Origin of the sequence: Bdellovibrio svalbardensis, from assembly GCF_029531655.1 — a bacterium.
GTDB lineage: Bacteria > Bdellovibrionota > Bdellovibrionia > Bdellovibrionales > Bdellovibrionaceae > Bdellovibrio > Bdellovibrio svalbardensis.
In genome coordinates this window covers 353,157-376,579 of record NZ_JANRMI010000004.1, presented here as the reverse complement: position 1 = coordinate 376,579, position 23,423 = coordinate 353,157, and the positions used below count along the sequence as shown (strand labels likewise).

Here is a 23,423-nt window from a genome sequence, read left to right as displayed (position 1 = left end):
ACGTCTGGACTACTCCTTCATACAATACGAGTTTTCAATGTCGATGGCTTGGGCTCTGAGCTGACTCTCGAGAACCTGACAAAGAGCCTTAACCAACGCGACGGTATTTGAATCCTGATTGAGTTGGCTGAGTTCAAGCTCATTCTCTTTGGAATTAAAAGTTGGGTTGTTCTGAGTGTCACAAGTGATGTATTTGAGTCTCACCACAACCTGTTGGTGGACGCCAAGGGGTTGTAGTTCAGGCTCAGAACAGCTTTGGACCTGCAGAATTTCTTGTTTATTCAGGGCCGCAGCTTGTGCCGAGGAGGTAAGAAGGATGGCCCAAAGAAAAGATGCCAGTACGCTAAGGTTCATAATCATTGATTCCTCTTTAGAAGGGTGATTGTTGACCTGAATGGATGCTGCAAAACAAAGTCCAGTTTTGCCTGTCGTGAATTCGAACTGGCGAGGCAGAGACTGCCCAGAAATGTGATATTCGGGAAAATAATTTCATTTCAGTTCTTTAACTTCTGCTAACTTTCGCGGTCCAGCCCAGGAGAAGGGTTTATGGAAGTTGCAGTCCGCAGCCACTTTTTCAGCATCGCTTCTAAAACTACTTTTTTCACTGGTTTGGCAAGATAGTCATCCATGCCGGATTTTACGCACATTTCTCGATCTTGTTCCATCGCATTTGCTGTGAGGGCCACGATGGGGATGTGGCGTCCAGTGCCAGCTTCTGCTTTGCGAATACGAACTGTTGTTTGGTAGCCATCCAAGTCAGGCATTTGGCAATCCATAAAAACTAAATCAAAATGTTCACTGAAGACTTCCTTCAAAGCCTCATTTCCATTGGAGACAACAAGGACACTGTATTGCAGTTGTTCTAAAAGTGTTCGAGTTACCAGCTGATTCACTTGGTTGTCTTCAGCCACCAGAATTCTTCCCAGCTTCGTCTGTTCATCTTTGGAATTATTCGCAGGAAGTACCTGAGAGACTGAGAGGGGCTTCTTGGTCTTATCGGCCAAGAGCAGTTGTTTTAAGGCTTTCTGCAGTTCGCTTCTGCGGAAAGGTTTAATGAGGACATCTGAAAAGTACGTTCGCAAAGCCTCTTCTTTTAATCCCGACTTGTTATGTGCGGTCATTAATATTAACGGTGTGCTTGCGAGTTCCAGATTGCTCTTAATCATTCGTGCCAAATCTAATCCATCCATCTCAGACAATCTTTTGTCGATGATGGCAACACTGAATGGTGATCGTTGATCCACGGCAAGTTGTAGCTCGGCCAGGGCTTCGCTTACATTCAGGGTCGTAATGACCTGAAAGCCCCAGCTAGAGAGGTACTTTTCCAAAACTAAATTTGCTAAAGGATCATCATCCACAACCAAAATCTTTTTATACTGTAAGCTGGCGAAGTCATTTTCAAGTGCTGTTTGGTCTTGATCTTCAGCCGGAGAAAGTTTGAGGCGTACCCAGAAAGTGGAACCCATCTTCTCTTCGCTTTTTAGACCAATTTCACCGTTCATAAGCTGCACGAGGCTTTTGGAGATGGAAAGCCCCAAGCCTGTTCCGCCAAAGTGTCGGGAAGTTGAATTATCCGCTTGAATGAATGGTGAAAAAAGTTTGGTCATATCCAAAGAGGATATTCCTATGCCAGTGTCCACGACGGAAATTTTAAGATCACAAACCGAGCTGCCGGAATCAAGAGTTTCAACAAAAAGAGTGACGCCACCTCGTTGGGTGAACTTAATGGCATTCCCCACAAGATTGGTGATCACTTGAGCAATACGAAATGAATCCCCGATAAGTTTATTTGGAACATTGGAATCGATATAAGACATCAGAGAAAGACCTTTTTCATTAGCCCGGGCCTTAAACATTTCCATTTGATTCTCAAGCAGTTCGACAAGACTGAAGGGGTGTAAGTCCAGAGAGAACCCCCCAGACTGAATTTTGGAAAAGTCTAAAATATCATTGATAACACCTAGAAGTTGATCGCCGGACTTTTGAATGACATGGACGTATTTACTTTGTTCGTCACTAAGAGGTGTTTCGAGCAGAAGATCTGACATGCCAATTATACCGTTCATCGGTGTGCGAATCTCATGGCTCATGTTGGCCAAAAAGATGTCTTTTGCTTTTAAGGAAGCATTTGCATCGCTCAGAGCTGTTCGTAGTTTTCTATCCACTTCTTTCTTCTCTGAAATGTCATTGGCAATCCCCAGATAGCCGATGATTTCATTCTTTTGATTTTTAACCGCAGTTACGGATAAAAAGACTGGTAATGTGGTTCCATCTTTGCGGATATAAGTCCATTCGCGCTCGTCGGCGCCATCTTCTCGCGCCATGGCTACGAAAGCTTCAAAGCCAGGAGAGATTTCTCGACCAAGGCGACTGCTCAGGGTCTTGGCATATTCAACAACTTCTTGTGGATCATGAATAATTTCTGGAGTTTTTTTGCCGATCATTTCGTCCCGCTGATACCCCAATAGTTGCTCGGCTTTTTTGTTAAATGTGCGAATGACCCCATTTGGATCCGAAGAAATAATAGACGAGTTTGCGTTTTCCAAAATCGCATTGTTCCAAATTGCGTACTCCGCAATGGTTTCGTTGTATTTTAACCTGGCTTCGGCGCTTTGCGCCTTGCGGTCCGACTCAATGATTTCTGAATTGAGTTTGTTGAGGGAAAAGAACTGCAGTAAAGAAATGGCAACAATTTCAAAAATGGCAGTCGAGATAAAAAGAGTTTGTGAGAATTTTGAGTCGTAATATCCATGTACTTCTCCATAGGAGATCAAAAACTTGGCAGTCACTAAAGCTAAGATCAGGGCAGGAGTGAGGGTCCTAAAGTTTCTTCCGCCAATCGTTTTTGAGGTTGCGACTTGATGAACAAAACCCAGTGAGTTTAGAGCAATGATGCCAACGGCACACAGAAGTAAAGCAAATGCAGTGTGAAGTGCGATTTGTGCATAGGGATAGAAGGATGTGTTTCGTTGAAGGCCTAAGATATATCCCAGGATTGACGGAACCAGCAATGCAATGGTGGCGAAGGCTCCTATGTCTATAAAGTTGCGTTCGCGTGCTGAAAGAGTTTTAATTGAAAGAAGCAGCAGACTTCCAGATAGAAGGACAAAGCAAGAAGCCGCGACAACGGCCATTCGCCCTGGAAAAATCGTTAAGACAGCTTCGCCCTGATCTTTAAAGAAGAGTTCATCGATTCCGAAATTGTATCCTCCGACATATTCTACAATTGTAAGCAGGCCGATGAATAACGTGATGCTCAAGAAACACCGAGCAAAAAGTCTATAAAAATATTTAGATTCTCGCCCAGATAAAAACAGAATGCTTAGCCCGAGAAGTGCGAGGCACGCGGCTGTGTTCGCTTTCATCGCAACAAATTGGGGGTGGACTGTCTTGAGAAGGGATATATCAAATGACCAACCAATTAAGGCAAGGCTGCCAATAAGAAGTGAAAAGGCTCCGCAAAGTGAAGCTACGGTGAGGTGTCCGGGAAATGCCATGAGTTTATTTTCCAGTCTAGACATATCTGAATTTTCTCCGTAGGGGCAGTTGTCTGTAAAGCTGGTGAAGAGTGTAATGCAACAAAATGAAGTTGTGAAGTGATGGTCCGTCACTGGTTCGTTGAAGGGATTGATTTTGGGTTTTGCCACTGGGAAATGGCAGTATTTGCTCAACAAGAGAATGATCGCGAGGCGACTGGACAGCATAGCAGAAGAGGCCGCGGAAACACACCCTTTAATTTCCAATCCAGTTTATTTTGCCACTTGGAGACTGGAAATCGTCCGCTTTTCTCATTTCTGAGGGAAAGGTCTCTCTTATAGTGACAATTTAGCAGATGTAGCCGATACTAACTGATGCCTTTTTAATGGTTCTCAAAGGACAAAATAGTGTTTCTTGCCCCTATGACGCTTTTAAATGTTTCCCAACTTCGTAACCCTAGCGAAAGAGTTCCTCTTGGCGAACGCTATCCATACGAAGATGCCATGGCATTGATTGAAGATGGTGCCTTTGAGGGTTACGAGCTGCTTCCAGCGACCCCCAATTTACAATTAAAAATTTTCTGGAATGATAAAAGCGCTTCCAAGGGTGTGCTGGTGGAAGTTTCTGAGCAGGCGGGGAATGGCGCAGTTCATTTTCGTTGCGAGCACTGCGGAACCTCTGACACGTCTCGTGACACCTGTGAACATCAATGGGGTTCTTTTATTTTGTTGTGGCAGGCAATGACGTTGGAAACCTCGCAAATTGCCAATCACAAATTGGCAGAACTTTCTAAAAAATTGAAAGAGCGTGAAGTTGCTCCACCGCAGGAGGATGACGAAGACCCCTTTGCGTCTTTGGCCGGCACGAAATTGGATTCGATAAGCCTGTTTCTTGAAGATGCGCCCCTTTTAAAGGGAGCACCTTTAGGAACTTTACTGGACATCAATTTTAGCAAATACAAAGCCCATGAAGTCACCAATACCATGCAGCTTCTTTCGCCGCAGCTTTGGAATATGCCGGAAGTTTTCCGTCGTAAGCTGACAGCTTATTCAGAGCACTATTTCAATGAGGTGAATGAGCAGACGCGTTTGGCGAATATTTTGCGCTATAACTTTAGCAATGGTATGCAAATCAGTGCCCGCGAGATCTTACGTCACCCGTTGCAAAGACAGGTGCCGCGTGAATTGCTGCCATTGCCGAAAAAACCGGAATCTGTTTTTGCACAGTGGCCTTTGACTCAACAAAAAGACAATCATTTTATCAGCCAGGCTCTCAAAGAGCTGGAAGAGATCATTCAAACGTTATTGGCGAATGTGGCCCGTAGTCTGCGTCAAGGTCAAATCGAGCTCTATGTTCAAACGAAGAATCATCCAACCAAAGCGATGCGGGTGCAGTCGATTGAGTTTGATCCGAACAATGAAGTTGATTGGCGGGTAGAGTTTGTAGAGAAGAAAGATCTCGAGGCTGAATTTAAGTTGATGAGCTTCCGGAAGCAGCCGTTGTATTTCTTTGACTCTTTTGCCGTGGAGAAAACAGAAGGCGTTATTTTGGTTCATCCCTGGTTCCGAGAATGGAGTCAGCTGACAGAGACTTTGTCAGGAATTCCAGAAAAGGATTCTGACTTAAGTTTCAGAGCGGAACCCATGCCGACAATCACAGTGACCGGTGAACTGGAATCTAAAATTATTTTAAAATATTTGCGCAGTCGAACCATTCCCGTAAAACTTTCGGGTGAATCCAGAACTTTGGGGGCTCACCAAAGTCAGACAGAAATTCAATTGAGCGAAGGTGGGGAGTTCTTCCTGCAGCAGACCGCACGTGTTATGGGACAAAAGGATCTGGCTCGCAAAGGCTGGACGCCAAGAGCAGAACTTTATTTGCAGACCTTGTCCCAAGGCCTTCCCTATTTGCTTAATACGGAGGCGAAAGACGTTGCTACCCGGGCTCGGGGAAAAAGAGACTGGGATCTAAAGCTTCTTAGAAATCTGGGCGTGTTGCAGTACCTGATGCTGGAGATTCTATCCTTCCATTTTGATGGCACTTTGACGGACGGAACCCCGGTTAAGAAAGAAGAGATTTTCCCAACTCTGCATGAAAAGATTCAAGCTTTGTTGGTTTCTGGAACTGGCGTTGTGCTAGCTCGAGATATGACTTTGACAGAGCTGTGCTCGAAGTCTGTTTTGTTCTATTTTGAAGACTTCGTGACTAAAACCCTCGAAACCTTGACTAAAAGCGAGGCCTTTTATTCAGAGCAGGGCGAAGTCGTTCTTGAGGGTGTTGTGGAACGTGAGTTCCGTGTGATCTATGAGCTTCTTAAAAAGTTGGCTCTGTCCTCTGGTGGTGAAGCTTTCAAGAAGTCGCGCACTTCATTCTTGGCAAAAATTTGGACTGGCGATGCTGAAAAAGACACTCACTTGAATGAGGGTACTTTCCATTTTCCGAAATCCAGTAAAGATGCCTCGCAAATGCATGAGACCCTCGAAGCCCTGCAGGCTTTGATTCCTTATGGATTTAAGATCTTCTTCAAAGGGCAGCCTTTGCAAGAACTGAACGAAGATGAATTTCATATCGACTTTGTTCTTCAAACCGATGCTCAGGAAAAGTTCTTTAATTGGTTTGAGCTCAATCCAAGATTCTTCCTGCGTGGGGAAGAGATTGATCCAGACAATATGGGAAGCTTCGGCGGAAATGGTGTTGTCGAGTACAACGGAAAACTTTATTTGGTTCCGCGCAAACAAATGCCTTCTTTGCGTCGTCTTGAAAACTTTTGGCAGAAACTGCAAAAAGGAAAAGGCGAAGCCAGTAAGAAGGAAAATGGAGATAAGTTTTATCGTCTTCCGCGCCATCAAATTCTTGAACTCTTGGCCTTGCGCTCTTCGGGTGTGGCCATTCGTGGCAGCTATGAGTGGGACGAGATTTGCGCTTTCTATGATCAATTGGGAACAAAGAGCCGTGAATTCAAAATTCCTTCCTCAGTAAAGGCGGAATTGAAGCCTTATCAAGAGACAGGTGTTTTGTGGCTGCAAGATCTTTACAAGCTTCGCTTGGGCGCTTTGCTGGCCGATGATATGGGTCTTGGTAAAACCCTTCAAACCCTGACCTTCTTGGATGACCTCCGGGAAAAAGGGGAGATGGGCCAAGTCTTGATCGTTGTACCTTCGTCGTTGATATTCAACTGGCAAAGTGAAGTGGAAAAGTTCACTCCGAAGATACCGCTCACAGTCTTTTCAAACAAAGATCGCGATGCCGTCGGTAAGCGTTTGGATCTAAAAGAAGAGCTGGTGGTCATTACGACCTACGGTCTTTTGATGGAGCATGAAGATTTTCTCAATCAGTATAAGTTCAAAATCCTGATTTTTGACGAAGCTCAGAATCTTAAGAACATAACAACCAAGCGAACCAGCGCCGCTCGGTCATTGACTGCACAGTTTAAAATCTGTCTGACAGGAACGCCGATGGAAAATCACTACGGAGAGTTCTACTCTTTGGTGGATATCCTGGTGCCTGGCAGTTTGGGAAAAATCGAAGACTTCCGTCGTCAATTCGTAAATACCGAAATGGTAACCCGCGAAGAGATGGAAGATCTGAAACTAAAAATCAAACCTTTGCTGCTTCGTCGTACCAAAAAAGAAATTCTCGATCAGCTTCCGGAAAAGCAAGAGACCAAGGTCAGCATTGCCTTTGAAGAACGTCAAAAAGAGATCTATCGCGATATCGCATTGTCTTATAACCAAAAGGTTCAAGAGACCTTCATGGCGCAAGGAGAGGCGAGCGTGCAACTGCAAATGTTGACGGCCCTCTTAAGATTGCGTCAGGCTTGTTCAGACCCGGCTGCCTTGCCGAACGTTCGCTACGAGAAAGTTCCTCCAAAATTAGAGGCCTTGTTAGACTCATTGAAAGAGATCGTGGAGTCCGGCGAAAGCGCCCTGGTCTTTACGCAGTTCCTGCAAACACTTGAACACACAGCTTCCATCTTAAAAACTGCCAATATTCCAGTGTTCGTATTGCACGGTGGGGTCCCAACTAAGCAAAGACAAAAGATCCTCTCTGACTTCAATAAAGTTCAGGGCGGAGCTGTCTTGGTGATGACCTTGAAAACGGGCGGTGTAGGCTTGAATTTAACGAAAGCCAGCTACGTGTTCCATCTCGAGCCTTGGTGGAATCCATCAGTCGAAAACCAAGCCACGGACCGCGCCCATCGTTTGGGGCAAAGCAAAGCCGTGCAAGTTTTCCGCTATATCATGCATGAGTCGCTAGAAGAAAAAATCGAAATCCTGAAAGACCGCAAAGACCGCAAGTTCCAAACTCTTTTCGCCAATACCGAAAAAGACGTCGAAATCGGAACCGGCAGTGCCGCCCTCAGCAAAGCCGACTTCGATCTTTTACTCGGGCTCAAATAGTCCGGTCGTTGAAAAAAAGTCCAGCCTTAGCTCGGTGATGTATGTTTTGCATGAAAATGGCGGATTAATTCCGCCCGCAAGTAGACGTTTTCAAGAATGCTGGAAGATAACTTTTTTAACTCAATGACCTCTTTTCTGCGTACGTTGAACTCTCCTTGTTGAACTCAACCCAAGACTTTAAAAGTGATTTATACATTTATTATTGTTTATAAACAAAAATATTTGTTTTTCGGGTCGGATGCGCCACTCTATCTTAAGAGATGGAGGTTGAGATGTTTAAATTCTGGATTTCTCTAATGATGGCGAGTCTCTGTTTTGAATCACCTGGAGTTGCTTCTGAAAACAGCCTTCTCGATCTAAGCTATATCAATCATCCAGGTCAATTTTCAGCAAGCTTCTTAAACGTCAATTCTGAGTCAGGCCTCTCTGGATTCGTAAGCGGTTCAACTGTGAATACATACGCCAACCAATCACTCCTCGCACTTGAAGCAAAACTGGGCATATTCAAGGATTTTGCAATTTCGGCAGGGGCTGCGACCGGCACCAACAAATTGAGAACCGCTGTAGATAGTACTGAAGTAAAGCAAAACTCAGCGGGTGCGACTGATCCATTCGTTGGATTTTCATGGCGTATTCTAGGTTCTGGGGGCGACGGAGGTGGAGGTTTGCTTCTAGAGTGCGCATACTCTCCAGATACCAGTAGTGGTAGTTATGGGAGTGCTGCGGTTGCCGGTAAAGATGGAGATATGAAGAGAGGCGGCACGTTATCTACTGTTCAAGTGGCTCTTTACAAAAAGTTTTCTTTTTATGAGGCAATGTTGAAATTGGGAGCAACGCTGAATGGTCCTATGAAGAAAAAAAATGTCGATGACTCTGCTGCCTATAGGTATGAGTCGTCAACAAATTCTCGTCTAGAGCTTATTCAACGATGGAATATTGCAGAGGCATTTTACTTCGACTTGATCTTGGGAAGCGAGAATCTGGGGGAAGTGCAATATCAGAATGAAGTGACTTCAGCGGTAACAAAATCTAGCTCATACTCTCAAGGAGTAATGGCTCTTGGGCTCGGTTTCAGTTTCTTCGAGAGTGTGGTGCTAGACACTAAAATCGAACTTGATCAGCTATTGCAGTCGGTTCAGATAACAACGGGCAGTACCACGATGAATATGAAAACAAATTCAGGCAAAGTGGCAAGCGTTGGTTTGAGTATATATTTTTAGATTGCCATAAGCTAGGCAACCTTGATTCTCACGTCAGGCTTTATTCGGCTCAATAGTTCAATCAGTCTATCTATCGTGAAGGTCTGATGGTGATAATGTAAAATCTCACTGACTCTATTTTCTGTTACATCTAGGCGCTTTGCCAGTTCACGCTGAGTGATATTTTCGTCGCGACGATAGCGAATGAAGTGCTCGCAAAGAGTCTGCTTTGTGTACTCAACAAGTCCAGGATTGGGGGGGAGTAGTTTTGTCACTAAAGATTTTCTCGTCTTTTTTTCAAACTCTTTAACAACTTCTTCTGAAGGCCAGCCCGGTGGCGGAGCTTTACTTATTTTACTTGGCTTTTTTGAAACTTTCTTCACTTGGACCTCCTGTAAGCATTTCTGACCCCCAAGTATTCATGGTTAGGGGGCACTACGAGTATCAATCGATAGGTCTTCCCATCATATTCACCATCGACTTCATAAAACTCGAAGCCCTGAATCTTTGCGTTTAAAGTTAGCAGCCAATTGTCTGATTGCTGGACCAGTTGCTGTATGAGTTCATCATCAATGCTGCCTTTATGTTTTTCCTCATAATGAGGGTCAATCCAAAGCTCGGAGTAAGGAATACCATTAAAGCGCACATTGATTTCATATCGTCGATACACCCGACGTCCCTTCTGAGGATAGCATAGTTACCTAAATTTAGGAAGTTTTGTTTTGCGAAGTAATTGTTCAAATCGCAGTTGAGCAAGTTTTTGGCCCATGCTCAGATGAAATTTATGAGATATGGCAGCCGGTTTTGACTGAATTCTTTGGCTGTAATCGATGTCGCAAAGATCGCTGACATTTAGCGGGCACCCAGACTTTTGCGATGATTGATCTGTATACTCTCGCGTTGGGGCTAATCTTTGTCTTGCCTAAATGGGATAAATAAATAACCGTTTTAGTGATGGGTATTTATTAATTCGCCCATATAGGTAAAGGCAGGCAGCATGAATCCAAACGAGATTTCACAGGCAATGTTCACAGCGAATGTCCAAGCGTTTAATGGACTTGGACTTCGACCTTTCTTAAATAGCCGTCAAAGAGAGATTCGCCGCTCCTTTGAGTTGAAACACAAGAATCCTCTTCTTAAACACTCTGAAAAGTATTTTTCTCAAAATGGTGAGGATGGAATCTTGCTGGAGATCATTCGAAGATTGAATCTAAAGCGACCAATCACCTTTCTTGAGTTCGGGGCCGACAGTGGTCTCGAAAACAATACAGTAAATTTATTGGTTCATGGTCATCGTGGCGCTTGGGTGGGGGCTGATGAGTTGGCAATCACTATTCCTTTGAACAGTAAAAAGCTTACTTATATAAAGAGTTGGATCACAGCAGAAAATGCCAATGCGCTGTTTGATTCAGCTTGCGAAAGAATGGGGTTATCTGATGTTGATATATTTAGTATCGATCTGGATGGGGTAGATATCTATATCCTGGAAGCCCTAATGGCGAAAGGGAAACGTCCTGCTGTTATAATTTGTGAATACAATGGAAAGTTTCCGCCACCAGTGAAGTTTCGTGTGAAATATAATCCGCAATTTCAGTGGGATGGCAGCGACTACTTCGGTGCTTCTTTGACTGATTTTAATGAGACCCTGGTTGCCAATGATTACAGATTGGTTTGTTGTGACATCTCCGGTGTTAATGCTTTTTGGATTCACAATACCTATTCTGCGGCTTTTGAAGATATATCAACTAAGATTGAAGATATCTTTGTACCCGCAGATTACGGACATCTTTACCGAGTTGGCCATGCGCCATCCCCAAAAACTATCGAGAGTTTTCTTTAGAGGTACGCCGTACCTTTTTGCGATGCGATGAGTTGGGTTCCGCACAGTTTCAGAAAGAGCTTATTTAGATTTCAAAATCTTTTCGATTCGGGTCAGTCGATCTTCAAGTTCGATATTTTTTTGTTTCAATTGAGTATTTTCTTTTTCTGCTTTCTCGGCACGAGCTTCGAGGGAAGCAATCTTTCGATCTTGCGTCTGATCATTTGCCATGAGTGGGGCGAGATACTTGCGATATAGGTCCTTGATGGCATTCACTACGGCCCAATGGATCGGGTCCACGTTGAGTTCCAGATAGCCATCAATTCTGCGATGAACCGCATCCGGAATTACCGATTGAACCTCTTGAGCGATAAATCCTGTTTTGTTCTGATCTGAAGGAAGTCCCAGCGCATTTCCTTTTTTATAATTATAGCGAACCGTGTGAAGTTTTAAGACTTCCTTAAGCCCATATTCATAGTCGCCTTGGATATCTTTTAAGCGAATATCAGAAGCGTTGATCCAAGCTGTTCCAGAACTTAAACCTGCGCTGCCGACCACGTGAAGAGTGTAACTGGGCGCTGCCGTTCCAATACCCACCATGCCTGCGGCTCCATTGGAATTCACATTCAGAGCAAGACTTCTTGCACCGGTGGAGTCACCAACACCAAGACCAATAACCCGGTTGGTGGCTGTTGCCGATGGACTGACCCAAATTGCCAATCCCAAGGGGCCCAGAGTGGCATCGGTTCCGCCGCTAAATCTTGCGATATTCGTATTTGCGCCATTCGCAGCGGATGGGTAGTCGACGCTAAGAAGAGTAGATGGAGCCGTTGTTCCAATTCCAACATTTCCCGAAGAATCGACAGTCATACGTTGTACGCCGCTGGTTTGGAGCATCAACTTGTCCACAGTCCCTGTGGCAGTGGAGTGAAATCCATAGGCGATACTGGCTGGCTCTGTATCTGTACCACGCGCTCTAATGAAAGAATTCAATGCGCCATCTCGATCCATAGCAATGCGTGAACCTGTTCCTACATTGCCGGTTACATCCAGAGGATAAGAGGGCGCAGTGGTGCCCATTCCCACATTGCCGGCGCCGTCGATTATCATGCGAGTTGCGGGATTATTGTCAGTCGCTCCAGTAGCCCCACTAGGTGTTGTTTTAAAAGTGATCGATGCGCTGCCGGCTCCCGTCGATATTCCGGTTGAGAAGATCAGGCTGCCGCCATCTTTATCTGTCAATCCCGCAGTGGCGCCACCAGCAAGAAGACTGATCCCGTTACCATTTCCTCCATTTTGAGTGGAGTTCGCGGTTCTTTCAATACCAATAGTTTTATTGGCCGAATATCCCGAAAGAGTCAGATCGTAAGGAATAGATGCGCCAACGATGGGACCAATGGCAATCTTTCTATTTCGGCTAAGGAATAGCGCACCCTGAGCGGTGTTGTAGTCATCCGAAGTAGCATTAAATTTCAGCATATCGCCAGAGTTTTCTATTGCGAAAGCTCGAGAGCCACTGGCCGCGCTAGTGTTGGTAAAACCAATTTTAGTCCTGTTAGAAGAACTTATATCTAATAAGGCAGCAGGCGCATTTGTACCAATCCCAAAATTGCCAGTGGAATCAATTCTCACGCGTTCTGCACCATTGGAAGAAAATGCCAAGGCATTTGCACCAGGAGACCACATACCAGAGTTGGTATTTCCATTGAAGGCAAAGGCGGGAAGCGCCGCTGTTCCCGCTGCGGAAGTCAACTTGGGGCCATTTACACTCGGAGAAAGAAAACCCACGCTGCTGACTTCAAATCTGAGTACTCCAGCTGTAGTCATTTCCAACAGACCAGCTCCACCGGAGTACAAGCCAGTATTCGCATCTGAACTGAAGGTGATGGATGGATCCGTTGCAGTTCCCGTAGACGCCTTAAGGGGGCCTGTCATGCTGATGGAACCGTCGGATTTGAAATCTCCAGCTGAAAAGGCCTGCCAACTAGGAGCGCTTCCCACGCCATTACTAGTTAAAACATAGCCAGATGTTGAGGCCGGCAATCGGGACATCGCTGTCGTTGTTGAGGCATACAGCAAATCACCAACCGCAAAACTAGTTTGTCCCGTGCCACCCATAGTCGCTGGCAAAGATGCAGACCAGGTCGGCACAGTCCCTGAAGAAGTCAACACACCACTAGCGGGGCTCGTCAATGCGGTAACACCTGTTGCAGTTCCGTTGCTCAATAAAACATTATTCGCCGTAATTGCAGAACCAGAAGTGTTCTGCAGAATATTGTTATTGGCTAAGCCTACACCCGTAACGGTGGTGCCATTCACTTTTCCAACCGTCGTCACACCGGTATTCGAAACAGTCACGTCGCCACTCATGGTAACTATTTGTGGGGCACTGGCATTTTTACCGACAACGATTTGACCGTCAGTCATCGCGCCCAGTTCTTTGATCGCACCTGCCCCTGAATACATCAGTTGGTTGTTGGTTAATGCTGTTGATGAGTTTGTACCACCATTGGCAATCGGCAGGACTCCAGAAACATCGGCCGTCAAACTTGCAGCGGCAGTAGTGTAAGCACCAGCGCCAGTGCGTTTAACAAAACCCGTGGTTGAAAGTCCGTTTAATCCCGTCAACTCTGTTCCTAAACCAATAGTACCTGAAGTCGTAATAGTACCACCGGTTAGGCCAGTTCCGGCTGTGATCGATGTCACAGTTCCTGCACCAACGCCATCTCCGATTGCAATCCACGCTGCACCCGTATCGCGATAGAGAGTGTTGTTATCTGAAGCGATATACAATCTTCCGGCTGTTCCAAATGCAGGGCGAGCAGCCAAAGTTCCCGTTTGCATACTTGGTGTGCCGCCATTGTTTTGCACGCCATCAGTAATTGCATAGCCACCGAGTGTAGTTGGCTTTCCGGATGTAATCTTAGCCCAATCAAGACCCGGAATATCCGCCGCAACAAGAGTAGTGCCAGAAGTCACGCGACCTTGAGCGTCCGTTGTGACCTTAGTATAAGTTCCAGCAGTACCGGTGTTCTTCAAAGTCACAGCACCCGTATTCGCCATCGTTGCGTCGCCCGACATGCTCACCGGAGCATATTGAGTTGCACCATTGTTATAGACGAGGAACTGAGTATCCGTTGGTGCGGTTGCACTAACTGCTTTGCCTTTAATTTTATCCACCGACATCGTGCTGGAAGTTCCTGAAACGTCACCAGAGAATGTCGACGCTGTTCCCAGCTTTGTATTGAAGTTGTCATAGTCAGTTTTACTGATGAGACCCGCAGTTACCGAAGCAACTGACGCCATCGGAATATTTAAGGTGTGTGTAGTTGTCGCAGAGCTGAATGCAGGCGAGTTCCCACTTGTGCCAATGGCAAAAGTTTGTGTGTTTCCAGTCAAACCATTTAGTGAAGTAATGCCAGAGCCACTTGCAGCAAAAGCAGTCCACGATGTTCCGTTACAATACTCGACGTTGCCACCATTGTAGCGGATCGCACCCGCGACTCCAGCTGCACAGACAGTCGCATCCGTACCAACCCGAACCGCACCAGCGACATCAAGTTTGATCGCCGGAGTTGCGGTTCCGATACCAACATTGCCACCGGTAGGATTTAGCAATACATATCCCTTCGTGGCGTTCGCCGTAGAGTCTAATGTCAAGCTGTTGCTTGCGGCAGTTCCACCATTTAAAACCTGACCGCCAGTGCGACCCGCCAATAGAGCCGCGCCGTTGATTTGTGTTTGAACCGCTGAAGTCACACCTGATAAGTAACCGAGTTCTGTATTGGTCACTGTAGAGTGAGTTGGAATTCCATTCGCATCCGAGATCAAGGCTCTGTTCGCGGTAATTGCAGTTGCCTCAACAATCGCGCCACCACTTGAAACCATTACTTTGTTACCAGTTAAGGCTGTCGAAGAATTTGTACCACCGTTTGCAACCGGCAAGATCCCTGAAACATCGCCCGTTAAACTTGCGGCAGCAGTAGTGTAAGTACCTGCGCCAGTACGTTTAACAAAACCCGTCGTTGAAAGTCCGTTCAATCCCGTCAACTCTGTACCCAAGCCAATAGTACCCGAAGTCGAAATAGTACCACCAGTTAAGCCAGTTCCTGCAGTGATTGAAGTCACCGTACCTGTACCGGCACCGTCACCAATGGCGACCCAAGCAGAACCCGTGTCGCGATAAAGAGTGTTATTATCCGAAGCAATATAAAGTCTTCCCGCTATTCCAAAAGCTGGGCGAGATGCAAATGTTCCAGTTTGCACACTTGGAGTGCCGCCAATGTTTTGAATCCCATCGCTGATGCCATAACCGGCAAGAGTCGTCGGGCTGTTTCCCGCTGTGATGAGACCTTTTGCATTCACAGTCACCGATGTATAAGTTCCTGCGGTGACGCCTGAGTTTGCCAATGTCAAATTGGTCGAACCGGCAGGGGAGGTTGCGTCTCCAGTGAAGGCCGGCATTTGAGCCGCGGCAAAACTTCCCGAAGTAATAGCTGTGGCAGGAAGACCGCCAATAGACTGACACTGGAAGGTGTCAGTGGCTGATTGATAATACAATGTCTGACTGATCGAACAAGCTGTTGCAGTAAAAGCACCGCCAAAAGGTGTTACCGTCGAGCGAATATCGCCGATTCCCAAGAATGCGGGAGAGTATTGTGTTCCGCCATATCTTAAAACTTGTCCAATGGCGGAGGGAGTTGTTGAGCTCACTGCGATGCCTTGAATCTTTGCCACTGTAGGACCTGGATAGGTTCCCGAGAGGTCACCACTGGCACCTCCGCCGGGTGCGACGCCGCTGATGGTGACGCTACCTGCAGCGGTAAGTTGCCCTTGAGCATTGACTGTGAAAGTTGGAACTGATGTTGAAGAACCGTAGGTGCCGGCTGTCACTGTCGTGTTCGCAAGGTCGATGGTCACGTTGCCTGAAGTGCCACCACCGCTCAGCCCCGTTCCTGAGGTCACTCCGGTAATAGTTCCGCCACCGGCCGCGGAACAGGTCATAGTGGAGGTCGAGCTATTCCAAGACAAGAAAGTACCAGCTGAACAATTTGGCAATCCTGCTTTAGTCAAAAAATCAGTGGCGACATTGGTCCCAAGCTTTTCAGCAGAAGCGGCGTATCCAGCAAATGGAACCGAGCGAATAACATTATCGGGAGCGATCGTTTTCCAAGATGAACCGTCATAAAATGATACACGCAGTTTTCTTAAATCACCTGAAGATGCCTGGTAGGTACTTGAGCTGTTTGAACAGGAGTAAGTGGCGCCACTCAGAGTGCACGTGCCACAACTGAGAAGGGAGGTGTTATTAAAGGCATTGAGAATGCTCGTCGCCCCCAAAGGATATTGTATCGAACCTGTCCCGATGGGCACATCAAATACACCCCCCGAGTTCACCATGTTAATGCCGCTCAGTTGCTCCTGATAGATAAGACATTGCCCCAAGGGGTCCATGATCTGGAACAAGAAAGAAACGCTACTGTATTCCAGAGGGGTTCCATTGGTATTTAGAATTCTGCCTTGGTAAGTCAGAACGGCAGGGGCAGCATGTGTTTTCGTTAAAGGAAGGAAAAAGAAAAAGAGTACGCTTGTGCTGAAGGCAATGGAGAGGCGTAGGCGCTTCAATAGAAGCGGCTGTTTAATCATCTGCTTAAGCAGATCTGATTTTTGCGCTATTATGCCAAAAAAGTTCATGAGACGTTCCATTGATATAACTTCTCGGCATTTAATAATGAATTCTTGAATGCACATCATGCTAATTGGGTGAAACTGCGGAGTTTTCCTAATTTGCACACGCTATTGTGAGCCGGACTTTATTTAAAAATGAGGTTGCATTCCCTAAGTTGAGATTAGAGTGGTTTATGGTCTGAGAGATTTTCCAAGATATTATTTAGAGGTACGCCGTACCTTTTTGCGATGCGATGAGCTGGGATTCTAAACTGTGCGGAAGAGAGTCCGCACAGTTTCAAAAAAACACTAAGCCAAACCAAAAGTCTTCAATATAAACGCAAACTCCTCGGCTTGCTCCCAAAGATGGTCGAAACGACCGGACACACCGAAGTGACCGGCGCCCATATTCGTCTTAAAGACGAGAGCGTTGTCATTCGTTTTGAGTTCACGTAGTTTCGCCACCCACTTCGCCGGTTCCCAGTAAGTCACGCGTGGATCGTTCAAGCCACAAGTCACAAACAAGTTCGGATAAGCTTTCTTTTCGACATTGTCGTAAGGGGAGTAGCTTTTCATGTACTTGTAGTATTTCTTGTCAGCAGGATTTCCCCACTCTTTGTATTCAATTTGTGTCAGAGGAAGATCTTTATCAAACATCGTATTGATAACATCCACAAAAGGCACGTGAGCCGCTACGGCTGTGAACAGATCAGGGCGCATATTCATGCAAGCACCCATCAACATACCACCGGCACTGCCACCGCAAGCGGCAAGTTTGTCTTTCGCCACCCAGTTATTGCTCACGAGGTAATCGCCGCAAGCGATAAAGTCTTTGAAGGTGTTTTTCTTTTTCAAGAACTTGCCGTCTTCATACCAAGAGCGACCCATTTCAGAGCCACCGCGAGGATGTGCCAAGGCATATACAAAGCCGCGATCAATCAAACGGAAAACGTCACGACGGACCGGGAAGGCATCAGGGATGCTCATGCCATACGAACCGTAGCCGTAAAGATAGCCGGGCGCTTTGCCATTCTTCTTAAAGCCCTTTTTGTAAACCAAAGTCAGAGGAACTTTCACGCCATCATGAGACTTCACCCACACACGCTCGCAGACATAATTCGACTTCTTATGACCCTTCACTTCTTTGGTCTTTAGAACCTTCGATTTGCGGGTCTTCATGTTGTACTCAATGACTGAATCCGGAGTGATCGGGGAGGAATAGGCAATACGCAGTAAGTCCGTATGGTATTCGCGATTGCCGCCACCAACTTCCACATCATAAGCATCGTCAGAGAATGAGATCAGATGATCTTTTTTCTTTTCAAAATCATAGATGCGAATTTGTGGCAGGCCCGCCTCGCGCTCTGAAATAACCAAGTAGTCGGCAAAGACAGAAAAACCTTCGCGCAACACTTTGTCTGAATTTTTGAATACGGTTTTCCAGTGCTTGCGGCCGGTTTTCTCAAGCGGCGTTTTCATGATTTGGAAGTTGGTCGCTTTGTAGTTCGTATGAATCCAGAAATGGCCTTCGCGGTCCATAACATTGTATTCGATGTTTTCCTTACGAGCTTCAAAGCATTTAAACTTTCCATTTGGATCGTCAGCTCTCAAGTACCAAATTTCCGAGGTCACTTTGCCAGCGGTATGAATGTAGATATAGTCTTTGGATTGCGATTGATAAAGACCAACAAAATGCTGAGGATCTTTTTCTTCAAAGACCAAAGTGTCTTTCTTAGGATTGTCACCCATAGTATGGCGATAAACTTGGAAAGGACGAAGATTCGCATCCAGCACCACATAGAAAAATGTCTGGCTGTCTTTCGCCCATTCACAAGAACCATTGGTGTTCTTGATCACTTCCGGCAAAGTCTTTCCAGTTTTCAAGTTTTTAAAGTGAAGGGCGTAGCGCTCGGAACCATCGAAGTCCACGCCATAGGCCAATAGATTTTCATCATAAGCCAAATTCATGCTGCTTAGCTGGAAATACTCTTTTCCCTTGGCAAGAACGTTGCCGTCAAGAATGACCTTTTCGCTGCCACCTTTTTTAGGTTTGCGCACGTGGATCGCGTACTGTTTACCCTTTTTGAATTTAGAAGAGTAAAGATAGTTGCCATCTGGAGCGGGAACGGTGGAGTCATTTTCCTTGATGCGTGACTTCATTTCTTTGAAGAGCTTGTTCTTCAAAGTCTGCAAAGGCTTCATATGATTTTCAAAGTACTTATTTTCCGCATTCAGGTACTTCATCGTTTCCGGATGTTTTCTATCGCGAAGCCAGAAGTAGTCATCGACGCGAACGTCGTTATGATTTTTAAAAGTCTTTGGATATTTCGGAGCAACAGGTGCCGCGAGGGGAGTCTTCACTTTTTTTGCTGATTTCATAGGGTCCTTCTTAAGCTGCATATTAATGAGGCTCCTCCATTCTAGGTGGAGAAACTTAGTCCAGGCAAGTGACGAGGTATAGGATCCTTCGTCCAGACAGAGATTGCATTAAAAAAATGTGGCAGCAGGAGGTCAGAGCTGCATCGATATAGTTGTGATATGTAAACGAAAATTGACTAATTTTCTTTTGAGAGGAGCCGATAAATGCAGCTCGATTGTAAATGAAAGTGAGTTTTTCATGTTGAGTGCTGGGACGTTAAGAAAATTTCAATCCTTAAAATATCAAATTTTGATGTTGGCCTTTCTGCCTATCGCCGGCTTTAGCTTTACTGGCTATTCCTCATACAAAGATGTCCAATCGTTAAATGAGCTTCTTGATAGCGTGCATCAAGGCCTTGTCCCTAGCATTGAAAGTATCGCCGCTTTTGACTTAGGTCGGGAGTCTTTAAACGGCCATGTTTGGGAGGCTTTAGCTCACGAAAATGATATAAATTCTCGCACCGAAATGGCCAAAGATTTAACTGCGGACATTGCGAACATTCAAGAGGCCGTAGAAAGTTATAAGAAAACTTCTTTCGACTCATTTGAAAAAGAACATTTTCCCACGGTAGAGAAAGATACAAAAGAGTATCTCTCTTTGGCGAAACAAATTCAAACCTTACTGATATCAGAAAATCCAGCGGACCTTCTCTCTGTAAAAAAAATTATGGACGGTCGCATTCATGATCTGAACAAAGTAGTCGGCGAATACTCTGATAAAGTAATCAGTCAGGAGTATGCCAATGCAGAGGCCGACCGGAAGTTAGCTAAAGCCACAGAATCAAGAGTTGTCAAATTTCTGATTGTTGCAACAGTCCTGATGGGCGGCGGGGTTGCAATGCTATTGATTCTTCTGGGGCGCAGGATCGTCGTGAAAGTCTCTCTGACTTCGCATGCTGTTGAAGCTGCCAGTACTCAGGTGGCTGTCGCTATCGAACAACTGTCGGCAGCAAGTAATGAGCTGGCGCAATCTTCCACAAGAACGGCAGCGTCTTTAGAGGAAGCGGTGGCAACGGTTGAAGAAATCGGTGCCCAGGTGAGTATAAACTCTGAGAGCTCGAAGAAGGCTTCGGATCTGGCGCGCTTATCAAGTGAGACGGCGAGCAGTGGAGAAAAGGAACTAAAGAATTTATTTGAGTGCATGCAAAGCATCTCAAAATCCTCAAAAAAGATGTTGGATATCATTGATGTCATCGACGATATCGCTTTCCAAACAAACCTTTTGGCTTTGAATGCCTCTGTCGAAGCCGCCCGGGCTGGAGAACAAGGCAAGGGCTTTGCAGTCGTCGCGGATGCCGTTCGTACTTTAGCGCAGCGAAGTGCCGAGGCCGCCAAAGATATCAATCAGTTGATCTCGACATCAGCAAATCAGGTGGATCAGGGTGTTAAAGCCAGTCAGGTGAGTAGTGAAGTCTTGCGTTCGATTTGTGAGAATATCAATAAGGTGATGACTCTTAATAACGAAATTGCTCATGGAAGCGAAGAGCAGACTCAGCGTATCCTTTTACTGTCGCAGGCCCTGGAAGTTCTGGATAGTTCTTCTCAAAGCAATGCCTCTTCTGCAGAAGAAGTTTCATCGACGGCGGCAGAAATTGCGTCACAAAGCGAAGCAGTCCAAGGCCAAATACATGAATTGGGTGTTTTGATTGATGGCGGTGAGGGCGACGAGCCTTCGCTGCAGGCGGCTCAATTTACAAGGACGCGAGCCGCTTAATAAAGCGAACAAAGAACATCTTACTTCATCATTTTAACTTGGTATTTGTTGCCTTTGATTTTACCTGTACGAAGACGGTCTAAAGCCTGGTCAACGACGTTGGCAGCGATGGCGACATAAGTAAACTTATCGTGCATTTCAATTTTACCCACGTCGGCCGCAGTCAGACCGCCAGCGGCACCCGTCAACGCTCCTAAGATGTCGCCGGGTCTGAGTTTGTCTTTGCGTCCGCCGGAAATGGAAATCGTTTGCATGGCCGCTTGATGTGCAAATTTGTTCAAGCCATGCTGATTCTTAAATCCCAAAGCAGGGCGAAGGAATTTACCACCCGTGAGTTTTTCAAGTTCGAGCAGCTTCAAGGTGTCGCGCGGTCCCGCGAGGCTGACGGCCGTCCCCGTACGACCCGCGCGGCCGGTACGACCGATGCGGTGAACGTAAGTTTCAGGTTGTGCCGGAAGATCGTAGTTCACAACCATCTCCAGATTTTCAATATCCAAGCCGCGTGCGGCAACATCCGTTGCAATCAGTAATGGAATGCTGCCATTGCGGAACATCGCCATGACTCGATCCCGTTCGCGTTGATCCAAATCGCCGTGCAGACTTGCGCACGGAACGTCATTTTCTTGAATTGTTTCCGTGATCTCATTCACGGTCGCTTTCATATTACAGAACACGATCGTTGAGTTGGAAGGATGCTGTTGAAGAATGCGCATTAAAGTGTTGGTTTTGTATTCGGCTTCTGTCTCATACACAATTTGCTCAATCGAAGAACTTTGGCCTTCAGGTTCAGCAACGATGATCTGCATAGGATTTCGTTGATAGCGACGACTCAAAGATTGAATGGCCTCGGGGAAGGTTGCAGAAAACAGAGCGGTCTGGCGCTTTGCGGGCACATCTTTCATGATGGCGCGAAGTTCTTTTTCAAAGCCCATCTCTAACATTTTATCAGCTTCATCAAAGATCACTGTTGCGAGGTCACTGAGATCAATGCGCTCGCGGTTCATATGATCCAGGATGCGACCCGGAGTTCCCACGGCAATATGGACGCCTTTTTCCAAAGACTGAGCTTGCTCACGACCGGTTTGGCCTCCGATCAAAGGCAGAACCTTCAGGCCCACATGTCGACGTCCCAATTTTCTAATCTCACCCACCACTTGAGTTGCGAGTTCGCGGGTAGGACAGATGACTAAGGCTTGAATGTTTTGATTAGAGAGATCGAGTTTATTTAAGATCGGCAAAGAAAAAGCCGCGGTCTTTCCGCTGCCGGTTTTTGATTGTCCGATGATGTCCTTGCCATCCAAAAGCAATGGAATACTTGCCGCCTGGATTGGTGTCAGCTCTTCGTAGCCCAGTTCTTGGACAACAGAAAGCAATTCAGGGGATAAGGCTAGGGATGAAAAGTCAGTAGAGTTCAAGGCGGACCTCAGTAGTACAAAAAATAACAAAAGTGCCCCTCTGTCTTACCAGAATTTGGCTCGGGGCGCCTAGAAAATGTCTTATGAAATCAAGGTTATGGCGGGATTTTGGCATTATTTACCGACCGAAGGGCCTTAAGCGCGGGGGAAGTGGCAATTTGTGCTATTTCCTGAGCGGTTCTTCCATGGAATTTTCCCTGATTTTCCAGTAGTCTGAACTCAGAATCAGAGGTCATTTATGGAATGGATTATCATCGGCGGCATCACAATTACGATATTTAGCTTTTTGGCCTATGCCATCCTGGCTTTCTTCTTCCCAGAATGGGTGGGGATCACAGGCAAGGTTGCATTGATGACTGAGCGAAGCCATATTGAGGGGGAAGAAGCTCCTCCACATATCACGGATAAATTCTAGTTTTTGTTACGAGGTGCAGTTCGCTTTTGTTTCCGGAACTGCATCGCACTGACTGTCATGTTTTGCTTTAAGAATCGGCTAAAGTAATTAGGATCATCAAAGCCCAACTCATAGCCAATATCGGCCACTGATAATTGCGAATTGGCGAGGAGTCTTTTGGCCTCTAAAAGACAGCGTTGCAAAATTATCTCTTTCGCAGGCTTCCCTAAGATTTTTTGAATTCGCACAGACAGGGACTTGGCTGAGAGCTGTAAGTGATCAGCATAGAACTGAACATGATGTTCCTCGTGAAAATGAGCCTCCACCAAATCCATAAATTTTGCGACCAGATCTTCCTGTTTAGAATGACGGTGAACTTCAGATTGCGTCACTCGCAAAAGATGAATCAGAAAGATCTCTAAATAGTTCTGCAAGCAGGCTTCGTAATTTTCATTCTTTTGAATGTACTCAGACTCCATCAACTCCAGGAAATTCAAAGAGAGCGGAGAATCGCTGACTGCAAACTTAAAGTGATCCGGAAGCAATCGACTGCGCTTGGCCGGGTTGTCTTTGCGAAGCGAGCTGTTGGAAACCTTTTTAGCAGAGAATGAATCCTCTGTGTATTCGATGATAAACCCTTTGGTCTTCGTTGAAAGCTGCCATGCATGCACTTGTCCGGGTTTGATGACGAAGACCTGTCTTGTTTTGACGGGATAACTTTTGAAGTCAATTTCATGTCTTCCACTTGAAGACATGATCACAACAATCTGAAAAAAATTATGCTTGTGCGGAAAAGGGACCTTGGGAGTTAAGCGGTCTTCCAATCGTTCAATACGGATATCGCCCCGTGATGCCGGAGCGATACCAAGTGATTCAATCGGATGCATTTTTTTGAGTTTGTTTGCGCCGCTGCTCATGGC

Annotated in this window: 12 protein-coding genes; 5 read left to right on the top strand and 7 right to left on the bottom strand. The window is 45.9% G+C overall.

The features are described 5' to 3' along the window. Window positions 1-9: 9 nt before the first annotated feature. A complete protein-coding gene (locus tag NWE73_RS14705; protein ID WP_277579101.1) occupies window positions 10-360 on the bottom strand; it encodes a hypothetical protein in 351 nt (116 codons plus the stop codon). Window positions 361-512: 152 nt separating this feature from the next. Next, window positions 513-3,260, bottom strand: a complete 2,748-nt coding sequence (locus NWE73_RS14700) for a hybrid sensor histidine kinase/response regulator (RefSeq protein ID WP_277579100.1) — start codon at window positions 3,258-3,260, stop codon at window positions 513-515. Between the two features lie 639 nt (window positions 3,261-3,899). On the opposite strand from NWE73_RS14700, the gene NWE73_RS14695 reads away from it, so the two are divergent. Continuing rightward, on the top strand, window positions 3,900-7,877 hold the full coding sequence (locus NWE73_RS14695) for a DEAD/DEAH box helicase (protein ID WP_277579099.1): 3,978 nt from the start codon (window positions 3,900-3,902) through the stop codon (window positions 7,875-7,877). Window positions 7,878-8,149: 272 nt separating this feature from the next. Continuing rightward, window positions 8,150-9,097, top strand: coding sequence for a hypothetical protein (locus NWE73_RS14690; protein WP_277579098.1), 948 nt, complete (start codon window positions 8,150-8,152; stop codon window positions 9,095-9,097). An 11-nt stretch (window positions 9,098-9,108) separates the two neighbouring features. Here the strand turns inward: NWE73_RS14690 and NWE73_RS14685 are convergent, their stop codons facing one another. Continuing rightward, window positions 9,109-9,459, bottom strand: a complete 351-nt coding sequence (locus tag NWE73_RS14685; protein WP_277579097.1) for an XRE family transcriptional regulator — start codon at window positions 9,457-9,459, stop codon at window positions 9,109-9,111. Between the two features lie 614 nt (window positions 9,460-10,073). On the opposite strand from NWE73_RS14685, the gene NWE73_RS14680 reads away from it, so the two are divergent. Then, window positions 10,074-10,916, top strand: coding sequence for a hypothetical protein (locus NWE73_RS14680; RefSeq protein ID WP_277579096.1), 843 nt, complete (start codon window positions 10,074-10,076; stop codon window positions 10,914-10,916). A 60-nt stretch (window positions 10,917-10,976) separates the two neighbouring features. On the opposite strand, the gene NWE73_RS14675 is transcribed toward NWE73_RS14680, so the two are convergent. Then, a complete protein-coding gene (locus tag NWE73_RS14675) occupies window positions 10,977-16,601 on the bottom strand; it encodes a tail fiber domain-containing protein (RefSeq protein WP_277579095.1) in 5,625 nt (1,874 codons plus the stop codon). Between the two features lie 270 nt (window positions 16,602-16,871). Next, entirely contained in the window at window positions 16,872-18,941 is a 2,070-nt protein-coding gene (locus NWE73_RS14670; protein WP_277579094.1) for a S9 family peptidase, read from the bottom strand. A gap of 292 nt (window positions 18,942-19,233) precedes the next feature. Between NWE73_RS14670 and NWE73_RS14665 the strand changes: the two genes are divergently transcribed. Next, complete coding sequence (locus NWE73_RS14665; RefSeq protein ID WP_277579093.1) at window positions 19,234-20,694, top strand: HAMP domain-containing methyl-accepting chemotaxis protein; 1,461 nt, start codon at window positions 19,234-19,236, stop codon at window positions 20,692-20,694. Window positions 20,695-20,714: 20 nt separating this feature from the next. Here NWE73_RS14665 and dbpA read toward each other — a convergent pair whose 3' ends face one another. Further along, window positions 20,715-22,109, bottom strand: a complete 1,395-nt coding sequence (gene dbpA, locus NWE73_RS14660) for an ATP-dependent RNA helicase DbpA (RefSeq protein ID WP_277579092.1) — start codon at window positions 22,107-22,109, stop codon at window positions 20,715-20,717. Between the two features lie 238 nt (window positions 22,110-22,347). Between dbpA and NWE73_RS14655 the strand changes: the two genes are divergently transcribed. Then, the gene (locus tag NWE73_RS14655; protein WP_277579091.1) at window positions 22,348-22,524 is read left to right on the top strand and encodes a hypothetical protein; all 177 of its coding nucleotides are present in this window, start codon (window positions 22,348-22,350) and stop codon (window positions 22,522-22,524) included. On the opposite strand, the gene NWE73_RS14650 is transcribed toward NWE73_RS14655, so the two are convergent. Beyond that, window positions 22,521-23,420, bottom strand: coding sequence for an AraC family transcriptional regulator (locus NWE73_RS14650; RefSeq protein ID WP_277579090.1), 900 nt, complete (start codon window positions 23,418-23,420; stop codon window positions 22,521-22,523). The genes NWE73_RS14655 and NWE73_RS14650 overlap by 4 nt on opposite strands. Between the last annotated feature and the right edge of the window lie 3 nt (window positions 23,421-23,423).